The organism is Gluconobacter albidus, assembly GCF_002005485.1.
Taxonomy (GTDB): domain Bacteria; phylum Pseudomonadota; class Alphaproteobacteria; order Acetobacterales; family Acetobacteraceae; genus Gluconobacter; species Gluconobacter albidus.
Genome location: NZ_CP014689.1, coordinates 2,440,995 through 2,454,061, shown reverse-complemented (window position 1 = coordinate 2,454,061; position 13,067 = coordinate 2,440,995). Strand labels below are relative to the sequence as shown.

Below are 13,067 nucleotides of genomic sequence, written 5' to 3'. Positions count from 1 at the left end.
CATGAGCTCTTCCGACATGATCCCGAAGGATGACCGGACGCCCCGGCAGACCGACGAAGACTTCAACCAGCACATTCCGCGTACCGCTACGGATCCGTTTGCGCCTGACGATATTCCGTTGGCACTTCTGGAATTCCACTCGCCGACGGCAGGGCTGGTCAATCTTCCAGCCACACCCTCGGCGCGTTACGTCATCCTCCTGATCGGAGGCCTGTTCATGGCGTCTCTGGCAGCCATGGCGCTCTTTCCGATCAATCGTGTTGTCTCGACGCCTGGTCGTCTGATCTCCACGCAGCCGACCATCGTCGTGCAGCCGCTGGAAACGGCGATCATCCGCTCGATTGACGTCCGGGTTGGCGATTTCGTGAAGAAGGGTCAGGTGCTTGCCCATCTCGATCCGACCGTAACCGAAGCCGACATCACGAACATGCGGGTGCAGCGTGATGCCTATCAGGCCGAGTATGACCGTCTGAAAGCGGAAGCCGCCGGACAGGAATACAAGGTCGATCTGAACGAGCCCGCATCCGTGGAGCAGGGAGCCGCATTCCTGCGCCGCAAGACCGAATATCAGGGGCATGTCGACAACTACGATCAGCAGATCGCAGGTCTTGAGAGCGATATTCAGGGTTATCGTGCCAATGCGGCCATGTATGGCAGCAAGATGCGCGTTGCGTCCGAAGTTCTGCAAATGCGTCAGCGCGAACAGGCCGATCAGGTTGGCTCCCGCCTGTCGACCCTCGGGGCCCAGACCGATCTGATGGAAGCCGAGCGTTCGGAAATCGCTGCCCAGCAGAGCGCCAATTCAGCCGAAAAAAAGCTGGCCGCCATGAAGGCCGAGCGTGAAGGCTATATCGGTAACTGGCAGGCCAAGATCTATTCGGAACTGACGGAAGCCGGGCACCATCTGGCGGAGTACCGCAGTTCGTTTGAAAAAGCGCGTCTTCGTCAGGACCTGGTTCTTCTGCGGGCGCCGGAAGACGGTATCGTCCTGACCATCGGGCAGGGGTCGGTCGGCTCCGTCCTGCAGTCAGCGGGTCAGTTCATCACCCTTGTTCCCACGGGATACGGGCTGGAGATGGAAGCCGTGATGCGGTCGCAGGACGTTGGCTTCGTTCAGGTCGGAGATCATGCGCTCCTGAAATTCGCGACTTTCCCCTATGACCAGTATGGCGGTGCGGAAGCAACGGTCCGTATCATCAGTGCCGATGCCTTTACGCCGTCGTCGCAGGGCGGTAACGGCGGGGCGGGTGCAAGTGGAAACGCTTCTCCCGAAGATTCAACCGGCTCGAGTGTCTATCGTGTCCGTCTGCGGATTGATCGTTACACACTGCACGGCCAGCCCTCGTTCTTCCATCCGATGCCAGGCATGTCCCTGACGGCTGATATTGATGTCGGAAAGCGGACCGTGATGCAGTATCTGTTCAACAAGATCACGCCTGCTCTGACGAACGGCATGAGGGAGCCATAACAAAGACATGGAGCGTTCCTAAAAACGCTCAAGGGGAACGCCTGGTCCCGTCCGGGCGTTCCAGCATGACAGTTACTCAGGATCCGCACTGCCCATGTCGTTCAAATCCCGCCTTGCTGCCCTGTTTTCTTCGAAAGGGAAGCTGGACCATGCGATCCGCCTGACGGAAAGCGGCAAGACAGTTCAGGGGTTTGCACTTCTCAGTCGTCTTGCTGCTGCGGGTGACGGGGAAGCCGCGTTCCGTGTGGGGCGGGCCTATCTGGATGGGATCGGCGTTCCTCCCAGTCTGGAAGAAGGTGCCCGCTGGATCTATCAGTCCGCCCAGACAGGTCATATCGAAGCGGCTTTTGTTCTGGCGACGCTCTATACGGTCGGGTTGCCGGAAGGATTTGAAATCCGGCCCACACATGAGGGGCTCGATCTTTCTCACGTGCCTTCGGCCGGTCCCAGACATCCGGATTTCCATCTTGGCATTCACTGGGCCCGGATTGCTGCCCAGGCCGGATCGCCCGATGCACAGGCTCTGCTGGGTTATATCCTGACGAATGGGCCGGAGGATCTGCGCGATCCGGCGCAGGCCCGCTCCTGGTATGACCGTTCCGCCGCCGCCGGATGTTCGCAGGGGCATCTCGGCGTAGCCCTCGCCATTCTTGAGGATGCCCGGACAGACGAGCAGCTTGCCGCTGCCGCCCGGCATCTGACGGAAGCGACGAAAGGCGGCCTTGGAACGGCTTTCGATATTCTTGGCCGGATGTACGAGTCCGGCTCAGGCGTGCCCCGCGATCTCGGCAGAGCCGCCACCTGTTTCCATGAGGCGGCCGAGCGCAACATCGTCACGGCGCAGGCGCGGTACGGGTTGATGCTTCTGGAAGGGACCGGGATCCGCAGACATTACGGACGTGCGGAAACCTGGCTCAAGCGGGCCGCGACGAATGGTGACACGCAGTCTGCGGCACTCCTCGGTGATCTGTGCGCCAATGGGGGAGACCTACCGCCCAATCTTGTTGAAGCGGCCAGGTGGTATCGTCTGGCGGCTGAGCAGAAGCACGCGGGCGCGGCGCGGGCTCTGGGCCTGCTGTATCTGACAGGGAGCGGTGTCCATCAGGATCCTGACGTCGCAGCGCACTGGTTCAAAGTCGCCTCCGAATCAGGGGACACGCATGCGGATGCGGATTTCGGAAACCTGATCCTTGCAGGCGCCTCCGCTACAGCTGACGAGAAGCAGGCCCTGCATGCCCGCTTCGAAAAAGCGGCGGAAAAAGGGGATCTTGTCGGAGCTTACAATCTTGGCGTCTGTTATGCGGAAGGCGTTACAGGCGAGCAGAACGGCCGTGAGGCCGCGCGCTGGATGCAGAAGGCCGCGGATGGTGTGGTCAACGCCCAGTACTGGTATGGCAGGATGCTGCTCGAAGGTCGTGACGTTCAACCCGATCCGACACAGGCCCTGTACTGGATGGAGAAGGCTGCCGACGCCGGCATGGCTGAGGCGCAGGTCGCGGTTGCCGGGCTGCTCGTTGACGGAAACATCAATGGACGCCGGGATCACGAGAAAGCCCTGACGCTATATCGAAACGCTGCGGAAAGCGGCAATGTGGACGCCATGTTCTCGCTCGCCGCGCTGTACGGCGGTGGGCATGATGTTCCCGAGAACCGGCCTCAGGCGCAGATATGGTTCCGCAAGGCTGCCCAGCGTGGCAACGGGCTGGCCCAGATGATGCTGGGTCGTTACCTCTGCCGCGGACTGGCAGGCGTCACTGACCCTGTTGAGGGACGCATCTGGCTGGAACGCGCGAAAGCGCAGAACATCAGGGATGCCGAAGCCGAACTGGCTCTTCTGGACGAAGCGCAGCCTGACGACGATGACTGATCTGCGTGGCTTCTGATCGTCCCGTGTCCAGCGGACGGAAACCGGGAGCCTCTTTCGCGGGGTTCGGCCGGACTGTCAGCGCGGAAGACAGGCGCCGGTGGCGCGAGGCCATGAGCCGCCGGGCGCAGGATGCTTTCGCACGAGGGCAGGCCGCCCTTCAGGTGGGCAATACGTCCCTCGGGCTGTTCTGGCTGGAACGGGCCGAGCGAATGTCGCGGCATAATCCCAATCTGAAGTGGTCTGTCGGTCTGGCCTGCCTGTCTGCTGGGCGCATTACGGACTGTCTGGTGCGGATGGAAAATCTGCGGCAGGATTTCGGTCTGCGGGAAGCGGCGTTTCTGGAAGTTATCTGCCTTGTGCGGCTCCAGCGCACGGACGACGCCACATCTCGGATGCAGGACGCCCTGTCGCGCTTTCACGCAACGCCTCAGACGCATCCTCTGGCCAGACAGATCGCGTCTGAGGCAGGGCGTCCGGGCTGGATGACGGCGTCCAATACGGGCACTGTTTTCGTCGGGACATCCCGACCGTTCAGGCTGTTTCTGGACGGGCGGGAGCGCCTTCAGGGGACGGGAGGGGGTACATACGACCTTCCGGAAGGCTGGCGCTCGGCACGCTTTCTGGAAATCAGGGCCGGTCGCCGGCATGTTCTGGGCAGTCCGCTGGATATTGCCGCTCTGACGCGGTGTGAATCCTTTGTCGAGGCTACCGGGGATGGCCTGAATGGCTGGATCTGGAGTCCGGCTGAGCCTGAATACAGCCCTCGGATCCTTCTCTGGGATGGTTCCACCGTCCGGGCCGAAGCACTGGCAGAGGACGTGGACAGCGACATTCCTCTGGCTCGCACGAGGGTCTTTCACGTCCCTGCCAGCCGTCTTCTCGAAGAGGATGCTGGTCCGCTGGATTTGCGGGACGAAAACGGGCGTCTTCTGACGGGTGCGCCGGTGGACCCGCGCGTGGGGCAACTGCTTTCAGGGCGGCCCGGCACTCTTCCGGCCCGGCTGCGACCCGTGAAGGTCAGGGTCTGGAAGGCGCGCCTGCGTCGTCCCCGCATCAGCCCCGGCTGCGCGGTCGTAATCCCGGTTTACGCGGATCTACGCCGGACGATGGCCTGTCTGCGCACTGTCCTGGCGACATGTTCAGACGATGTGCCGGTGATCGTCGTGGACGACGCCACACCTGAGCCTCTTCTGGCGTGGGAGCTCGATCAACTGGCGGAGCAGGGCCGGATTACGCTGATCCGTCACGCTCAGAACCGGGGTTTTCCGATTTCCGCCAATGACGGCATGAGGGCGGCTCAGGGGCGGGATATTCTCCTTCTCAACAGCGATACGCTCGTTCCCGCAGGCTGGGTCGAGCGCCTGCGGGCGAGGCTGGCCTTTACGGATGTCGGGACAGCTACTCCCCTGTCCAATGATGCGACGATCCTGTCCTATCCCGCCGTGGACCGTCCCAATCCGGTTCCGTCGCTTGCGGAGATGCGCGCGCTGGACCGGCTGTGTCAGGCGACGTTCAGACACGAAGATGCGTCATCCCGCGACGGGCTGGAACTGCCGACGGCTCACGGATTCTGTATGGCGATTTCTGCGGAGTGTCTGGCCGAGGCCGGCCTGTTCCGGGAAGACCTGTTTGCGCAGGGCTATGGCGAGGAAAACGATTTCTGCCTTCGGGCCTCTGCGAAGGGGTTTCGGCATATCGCCGCGCCTGAGCTGTTTGTCGCCCATGTCGGATCGGCGTCATTCGGGACAGCACGGAAGTCTCTCGGCGCCCGCAACCTGAAAATCCTCAACGCCCTGCATCCGGGCTATGACCGGCTGGTGCAGCGCTTTATCGACGCCGACCCGCTGCACGACATACGACGCAGGCTGGATATCGCCCGTCTGATCCGTCTGGCCGGGAACAGGGTCGCCCTCCTGATGGTGCAGCATGATGCCGGGGGCGGTGTGGGGCGCGTGGTCCGTGAGCGGTCCGAAATGTTTGATGCCGGGGGCGGCTTTGCACTCGCACTGCGCCCTCATGAACAGGGGTGCCGCCTGGAAGATGCTCTGGACGACAGGCGTTTCCCCAACCTTAAATTCCGCCTTCCCGATGAACTGCCCCTGTTGCTGGACGTGCTCCGGGCCGTGCGTGTTGAAGCCATCGAATGGCATCACCTGATTGGTCATGCGCCCTGCATCAGGACGATGCATGAAAGGCTGGGCGTGCCGTATGACGTGTTCATTCACGATCACGTCTGGTTCTGCCCGCGCATTTCGCTTTGCGATGGAGAAGGCCGTTACTGCGGTGAGCCCGACATCGCAGGGTGTGAACAGTGTGTGATACGCTGGGGCAGCTATCTTGGAGAAGATATTCCGGTCTCCGATCTCGTGGCCCGCTCGGGCCGGGAATTGTCCGGTGCCCGTCGGCTCATGGCGCCTTGTGACGACACCGTGCGCCGGATCCGGCGGCATTTTCCCGGCCTGACGATTGCGGCTGTGGCGCTGGAAGACGACACCGCACTTCACAGGTCTATCCGGACAGACCATCGCGCCGCTTATGGGCAGCCGCTCCGGGTCTGTGTCGTGGGCGGGATTAGCCAGTGGAAAGGATATGACACGCTGCTCGCTCTGGCGGCGGAAATCCAGATGCACCACCTGTCGATCGAACTCTCGCTGGTCGGACATACGCATGACGACGATGCCCTGATGGCGCTCGGGGTGCGGGTGACGGGGGAATATCGCGAGGACGAAGTGCAGGAGCTGATCCGTCAGCAGCAGCCGGATGTCGGGCTGATCCCCTCTATCGCGCCCGAGACCTGGTGTTACGCTCTGGGCCAGATCTGGCGCGGCGGTCTGGAGGCGGTCTGTTTTGATCTGGGGGCGCAGGGAGAACGGGTCAATCGCAGCGGGACCGGTCTGGCCGTACCACTCGGGATACCCCCATTTCAGCTTGCCATGCTGTTGCTCAGACGATGGAGCGACGCCCGGTGAGGGGTGGTTTACCTTTTCTAACGAAACAGTCCATTATGCTGTTCAAACAGGAACCGGTATTTGTCGAAGGCTGTTGCAACACATCGTCGGGATACCGCTCATAACTGTGACGACCATTCGTGACAGTTCATGAAACATACCAGTATTATTGCCCGCAAGAACGGATGCAATTGGGAGTAGGGAATGTCTAACGCCGCCGAAGCACCACGACAGAACCGGGTCATCGACCTCAAGGCCGGTGCACATATGATGGTGCTGGATGCAGGGATTTTCTGCATTTTCCATGCAGCCGGTCAGGCCCCTGCCGGCCCCGCCGGGCTGCCGGGCGTCAGGATTTCACGCGCGCCGGGAACGCCTCCCGGGATTGTGACCGTCAGCACCTTCGAAGAGGATGGCTGGATCGGCGGTTCGAACGGCGCGGCTCTCGTCCGGGTCATGCGTGGTCCGGCCGCCGTTCTTGTGACGACCTATCAGGAACCGGGCAGCGCTCACGCCGCGCCGCGCCTGCAGGTCGCACAGCTTGCGGGCCCTGTGGCTACAGCTCCGGCGCAGACGGTCGTTCCGGATGCTACTCCCGTTCCCCCGGCACCCAAAGTTCCTGAACCCATGGCTGCACCCGTGACTGAGGCGGCTTCGAAGGACATTTCCGCGCATATCCAGCGTCGTGGCGACGTTACGAGCGGTATCGGGCACTGGATGGGAATCCCGGGCAGTCAGGGCTGGATCGAGGGTTTCAGCATTGCTCCCGAGAAGGGCATCCCCGCGTCGGATATCGAATATCAGGCGGTTCTGGGCAAAGGCTGGCTGTCTCCCTGGGCGGAAGGGGGGCAGTATTGCGGCTCGCGTGGCATGGCGCTGCCGATCCTTGGGCTGCGCGTCCGCCTGAAGGGCGAGTCTGCAAAGAAGCTCAGGATCCGTCTTACGGCGTCTTTCATCGACGGGACGCGCCTCGGCCCTGTGGATGGCTCCGAAGCGCTTGAGGCAGAGAGCCTCGCACCTCTGGAAGCCTTCCTGCTTGAGATCGTGCCTGAAGGAGAAGATGCTCCGAAACCGGCAGCCCCTGCAAAGGCCGCCCCGAAGGCCCGCGCTGCAAAAGCGGCTCAGGCCCCGGCCAAGCCTGCCGCACCCAGAAAGCGCAAATCCGTCACGGCCTCCTGAACCGTTCAGGTCTGACACAGTAACCGGGGAGGAGGATTTTCTTCCCCGGATTCTTTGAAAACTGCCGCCATCTGCTGTCTTCTCCGTGCGCGAACAGGACTTCACGGAGGCTTCCAGTCGCTCCGGAGACGTCGTGCGTTATCTCTTCGTCCATCAGAATTTCCCGGGACAGTTCCTGCATTTTGTCCGTCATCTTCTCGCGCAGGATCATGAGATCGTCTTCATTTCGGAGGCGAACAACAACCATATTCCCGGCGTCAGACGCGCCATCTACCGCGTGCCGCGTCTGCCTTCGATGGAGACACACCCTCATCTGAGGGAGTTCGAATACGGCCTGCTCCGTGCCGAAGCCGTCGCAACCGCGGCCCGCACGCTCAAGGGGCTGGGCTATGAGCCGGATATCATCGTTGGACATCACGGCTGGGGCGAACTGCTCAATCTGGGCGACGTTTTTCCCGACTGCCCGATTCTCGGGTATTTCGAGTTTTTCTACCACGCAGACCAGAATGACGTGGGGTTTGACCCGGAATTCCCGCCTTCGCCGGAACTGGCGGCCGCGGTAAGGGTCAAGAATTCGATCAATCTGCAGGCTCTTTGCCTGAAAAACGGATACGGCCAGAGCCCGACGCAGTTTCAGCTCGGCACTTATCCGGCATGGGCGCAGGAAAAGATCTCGCTGCTGCGGGAAGGCGTCAATCTGGACCTCTGCTCTCCCGAGCCCCAGGCCAGACGGCGCAATCTTGTCATCAACGGGGTACGGATCACGCCGAAAGATGCCCTCGTCACCTATGTCGCTCGCGACCTTGAGCCTTATCGCGGTTTTCACGTCGTCATGCGCGCACTGCCCCGCATTCTGGCCGAACGCAGGGACGCCCAGATCATTCTCGTGGGCGGAGACAAGGTCAGCTACGGCACGCTCCCTCCCGGAGGTGGAAGCTGGCGCGAGTTCATGCTCCGCGAACTGGAAGGCAAGCTGGACCTTGATCGCGTGCATTTTGTCGGCAAGGTCGAGTACGATGATTTCCGGGCCCTGCTGCGGCGGTCCGACGCCCATCTGTATCTGACCTATCCGTTCGTTGCGTCCTGGTCCTTGCGCGAAGCCATGGCGACAGGATGCCCGATCATCGGAAGTGACACGGCACCGGTCAGGGAATTCATCACGCATGACGTTACAGGCCGTCTGGTACCGTTTCTGGACTCAGCCGCAATTGCCGAGACAACGCTCCAGCTTCTGGAGGACCGTCGCAGCGCGCGCCGGCTGGGGCAGGAAGCCCGCCGCTATGCCGAAGCTGAACTCTGCCTGACTGCGTATCTGGACCGCTACGACGATCTGGTCAGTCAGATCATAAAGATGCACAGGCCCTGACCGGGTACGGAATCCAATTATTATCTTGTTAACAATGTTCTGCTAATAGACGCGGAATAATTAAGAGTTAAACCGATGCAGGGTCTGCATTCTGGCAGGGGTCTTGCTCTGTCTGCGACTGCGCGCGGTCTGTTTGGGAGGATTTCCATATTCCTGGGGTGGAGAAAACGGCCGGGGTTGCGCATGAGGCCGCGTCAGCCCTGACGGCGGTGTTAGGCGGCTGGGTGTGCAGGAAAGACGCCTTCTCCCGCCCGGCTCTGCTCACGAATGCCGATATCCTCAACCTTGCCCAAGCCACGCACGCAGCTCTGTCAGCGCCGGTCTCTGCCGATGGCGAGAGGGAGTGGGGCAACCTCAGGGAAATGACGAAAAACTGGCTCGTCCAGCAGGGGCCGAATTCCGCATCGCAGCCATTGCAGCTTCAGGACTTCAGGAGAATGACAGAGCTGCTGTCTTCGGAAACGGGCCAGAATGTTCCTGATCCGACAGCGCTACTGCCTTCTTCGTCTGAACTCTGCGCAGAGGGGGCCGGTCTGGGTTGCACGAAAACCGATCTGGCCTTCGCTCTGGAACATCTCGAACACTGTCTCTGAACGTCAGAACGCCCCGCAGGAGGCCTGCGGGGCGTTCTGTGTTTTCCGGTGAAGCCGTTCGGATCAGCCGCGGCTGCCCTTGTGGTCGCCATCACGCATCTCGCCGGTCGGTTCCTGAACATGGGCTTCAAGGAACCAGAGATGCTTGTCGAGGCCGCGCGAAACTTCCGTGAAAATATCGGCCGTATCGTCATCGCCCGCTTCGTCCGTTGTCTTGATCGACTCACGCACGTTGTTCGCAACGGTCGCATAGCGGTCGATCAAGGCCGCGAGATGATCGGCGATGCGGTAGATGTTGTTCGGATAGGGCGTGCAGGCGCTGTTCTTGGACACGTCCTGCACGGTTCCGAGTGCTGTTCCGCCAAGCTGTACGGCACGTTCGGCAACGGTATCCGAATAACCGTCGATGCTGGTGCGGAAGCCATCAAGCATTTCGTGGACCCCGATGAACTGCGGTCCCTTGAGGTTCCAGTGTGCCTGTTTGGTGATCAGTGCCAGATCAATCAGGTCCGACAGGCGTGCGTTGAGCGTTTCGATGGAAACATTCTTGGTGTTGTCCGCAGTGTTGTTCTGCGTCACGTGACGGTCTGTTCTGGAAACCATGGGAATACTCCTGAGCATTGGTCTGAGGCCCGTTTTGGGAGCCATCATAACCGCTGAGATATCTTGGCACTCCGCTGTGATGCGGGGCTGTCAGTGTCTCAAACGTGTTATCCGCAGGGTGGTTCCTTTGAAGGGCTTTCCATTTCTGACCTGATGGTTTTCGGTTTTAGGACAGGCTCTCATCCCCGGCTTTTCCCAAGGTTCGGCAAGGCCTGTTTCGGGTATCTGGGGCGGTGATGACATAAATCTTTCATCCGGTGTCGTTCCTGTTCCGGTTGTTCTTCCCTGACAGGAGGGCTAATGCACTGATGTGGTGGCTGCGGCTGCCGGATAATGCCCGTTTTTCAAGTCAGAGCTTCTCACGCATGACCCTTGCCACAGCCACGCCGTCCGAAGAGGCCCGCGATACGGCCGGTGCTTCCAGAAGTGGAAGCCGCCGCAGCGGGCCTGATACTGCCTTCCACTTTCTGGTGGCGGCTTCGGCGCTGCTGGTCCTGGTGGTGCTGGGCGGCCTCGTGGTCCTCATGGGCATTGGGGGCAGCCAGGCCTTTCGGACCTTTGGTCTCGGATTTGCGTTTCACGATGTCTGGAATCCGGTCGCCGATCTTTATGGCGCTTGGGCGCCGCTGTTCGGAACGATCGTCAGCACGCTGATCGGCGTAGCGATTGCGCTGCCACTGGCCTTTGGTACGGCGTTCTGGCTGACAGCGATGGCGCCGCCCCGGATTGCGGCGATCGTTGGAACGGCCGTGCAGCTTCTGGCTGCGGTGCCGTCGATCATTTTCGGTATGTGGGGCTTTTTCACGATCGTCCCCTTCATGGCGCGGACGGTCCAGCCTTTCCTGACGCATCATTTCAAGCATGTTCCGGGCATTAAATTCATCATTCACGGCGCGCCGTTCGGAACGGGCCTCATGACGGCAGGTCTGGTGCTGGCCGTGATGATCGCCCCTTTCATGACGGCTGTGATGCGCGACGTTTTTGCCGCCATGCCCAACATGCTGCGTGAAAGCGCCTATGGCCTTGGCGCCACGCGCTGGGATGTGATGTGGAAAGTCGTGGTGCCGTGGTCCCGTTCAGGCATGATCGGTGCGATCGTGCTCGGCATGGGCCGTGCCCTGGGCGAGACCATGGCCGTAACCTTTGTGATCGGTAACGTCACGGCTGTCGGCTGGTCGCTGTTTGCGCCGCGCAGCACGGTTGCGTCCCTGATCGCTCTTCAGTTTCCGGAAAGTCCGGCCGGCTCGCTGCGCCTTTCCGCGCTGCTGGCGCTGGGCTTCATCCTGATGCTGCTGTCATTCGCCAGTCTGGCGCTGGCTCGGATGCTGCGGGGGAATACGAAATGAGCGATACCGTCGTTTCCACCAACGGCTGGAAGCCCAATCCCCGTGCCGCCCGCCGTCGGAGCGCCGATCATGTGGCGACCGCTTTCGGGATGGTCATGGCCGGCATTCTGGTGCTGGTTCTCGCATCCATTCTCTGGACCCTCCTGTCCCGCGGGCTTGCCGGACTGTCCGCTGCCGCGATCATGAAGCCGATGGGGCCGCCGGGCTCGTCGTCCGGTCTGGCAAACGCCATTGTCGGCAGTCTGATCCAGACGTTTATGGCGTTGCTGATGGCGACGCCGCTGGGGCTTGGGTGCGGCATCTATCTTTCGGAATATGGCACGGACACCAACAAATTCGCATCCTGCGTCCGGTTCGTCTCGGACGTGCTGATGTCGGTGCCGTCCATTCTGGTCGGTCTGTTCGTCTATCAGGTTATGGTCGCGCCATTCGGCCACTTCTCCGCGCTGGCCGGGTCCGTTGCACTGGCCATTCTGGCCGTGCCGATCATTGTCCGCACGACCGAAGACATGCTGCGTCTCGTCCCGACCGCCATGCGCGAAGCGGGCGCAGCTCTGGGCGCGACACGCTGGCGGGTCACGCTTTCGCTGTGCCTGCGCTCCGCCAAGACGGGCGTGCTGACGGGCATCCTGCTGGCGCTGGCCCGTGTGAGTGGCGAGACGGCGCCGCTGCTGTTTACGTCGCTGGGCAACCAGAACTGGTCTTTCAGCCTCACCCGCCCGATGGCGAGCCTGCCGGTGACGATCTACCAGTATGCCGGCGCGTCCTATGAAGACTGGGTACAGCTTGCCTGGGCCGGTGCGCTGCTGGTCACGATGGGTGTGCTGGCCATCAATATTGCCGTCCGCGTCTCGGCGCGACGCGGATGACCCCGGGAACACTGCAGGGGATGACACAGGATTCCATGATGACCAAGACTGATCCGCAGGTGGCGAAGAGCCCTGAAGTGGCGCTGGCTGTCCGCAACCTGAATTTCTATTATGGCGAAAACCACGCCCTGCACGACATTTCGGTGGATTTTCCGGCCCGCCGCGTGACGGCCATGATCGGGCCGAGTGGCTGTGGTAAATCGACGCTGCTGCGGATTTTTAACCGCATGTACGACCTGTACCCCGGCCAGCGCGCGACCGGCGAGGTGATGTTCGACGGGCGCAATATTCTGGATCACGATCTGGACCTGAACATTCTGCGCGCACGCGTGGGCATGGTGTTCCAGAAGCCGACGCCGTTTCCGATGTCCATCTATGACAATATCGCGTTTGGCGTGCGTCTGCATGAGAAAATGAACAAGGCGGATATGGATGCGCGCGTTCAGGACGTCCTGACCCGCGTGGCGCTTTGGAACGAAGTCCGTGACCGTCTGAATGCTCCGGCTTCCGGCCTTTCGGGCGGCCAGCAGCAGCGTCTGTGCATTGCGCGCTCCATTGCGACGCGCCCGGAAGTCCTGCTGCTCGACGAACCGACCTCGGCTCTGGACCCGATCTCCACGGCGCGTATCGAAGAACTGCTTGACGAACTCAAGGAAGAATTCACGATTGCGATCGTGACCCACAACATGCAGCAGGCTGCACGCTGTGCGGATCAGGTGGCGTTCTTTTACATGGGGCGTCTGATCGAAGTGGACAGCGCAGACCGGATGTTCACCAATCCGAAGCAGCAGCAGACCCAGGACTACATCACCGGCAGGTTTGGATAAC

Annotated in this window: 10 protein-coding genes; 9 read left to right on the top strand and 1 reads right to left on the bottom strand. The window is 61.3% G+C overall.

The window, feature by feature from the left end:
- Position 1: 1 nt before the first annotated feature.
- From A0U94_RS11175 to A0U94_RS11150, 6 genes are all read left to right on the top strand, one after another.
- The gene (locus A0U94_RS11175) at positions 2-1,468 is read left to right on the top strand and encodes an HlyD family type I secretion periplasmic adaptor subunit (protein ID WP_062027830.1); all 1,467 of its coding nucleotides are present in this window, start codon (positions 2-4) and stop codon (positions 1,466-1,468) included.
- Between the two features lie 94 nt (positions 1,469-1,562).
- Positions 1,563-3,335, top strand: coding sequence for a tetratricopeptide repeat protein (locus A0U94_RS11170; protein WP_077803408.1), 1,773 nt, complete (start codon positions 1,563-1,565; stop codon positions 3,333-3,335).
- Between the two features lie 5 nt (positions 3,336-3,340).
- Positions 3,341-6,304 (top strand): glycosyltransferase, encoded by a 2,964-nt coding sequence (locus A0U94_RS11165; protein ID WP_244177999.1) that lies wholly within the window; start codon positions 3,341-3,343, stop codon positions 6,302-6,304.
- A gap of 183 nt (positions 6,305-6,487) precedes the next feature.
- Positions 6,488-7,462, top strand: a complete 975-nt coding sequence (locus tag A0U94_RS11160; RefSeq protein WP_077803406.1) for a hypothetical protein — start codon at positions 6,488-6,490, stop codon at positions 7,460-7,462.
- 133 nt (positions 7,463-7,595) lie between these two features.
- On the top strand, positions 7,596-8,828 hold the full coding sequence (locus A0U94_RS11155) for a glycosyltransferase family 4 protein (RefSeq protein ID WP_077803948.1): 1,233 nt from the start codon (positions 7,596-7,598) through the stop codon (positions 8,826-8,828).
- 158 nt (positions 8,829-8,986) lie between these two features.
- On the top strand, positions 8,987-9,421 hold the full coding sequence (locus A0U94_RS11150) for a hypothetical protein (RefSeq protein ID WP_077803405.1): 435 nt from the start codon (positions 8,987-8,989) through the stop codon (positions 9,419-9,421).
- Positions 9,422-9,484: 63 nt separating this feature from the next.
- Here the strand turns inward: A0U94_RS11150 and dps are convergent, their stop codons facing one another.
- Entirely contained in the window at positions 9,485-10,024 is a 540-nt protein-coding gene (gene dps / locus A0U94_RS11145; RefSeq protein WP_077803404.1) for a DNA starvation/stationary phase protection protein Dps, read from the bottom strand.
- A 365-nt stretch (positions 10,025-10,389) separates the two neighbouring features.
- On the opposite strand from dps, the gene pstC reads away from it, so the two are divergent.
- The 3 genes from pstC to pstB are packed head-to-tail and all read left to right on the top strand — an operon-like array spanning position 10,390 to position 13,066.
- Positions 10,390-11,370 (top strand): phosphate ABC transporter permease subunit PstC, encoded by a 981-nt coding sequence (pstC, locus tag A0U94_RS11140; RefSeq protein WP_062027847.1) that lies wholly within the window; start codon positions 10,390-10,392, stop codon positions 11,368-11,370.
- Entirely contained in the window at positions 11,367-12,239 is an 873-nt protein-coding gene (pstA, locus tag A0U94_RS11135; RefSeq protein WP_062108080.1) for a phosphate ABC transporter permease PstA, read from the top strand. Before pstC ends, pstA begins: the two co-directional genes overlap by 4 nt.
- Before the next feature lie 38 nt (positions 12,240-12,277).
- On the top strand, positions 12,278-13,066 hold the full coding sequence (pstB, locus tag A0U94_RS11130; protein ID WP_062108136.1) for a phosphate ABC transporter ATP-binding protein PstB: 789 nt from the start codon (positions 12,278-12,280) through the stop codon (positions 13,064-13,066).
- The last annotated feature ends 1 nt before the right edge of the window (position 13,067 follow it).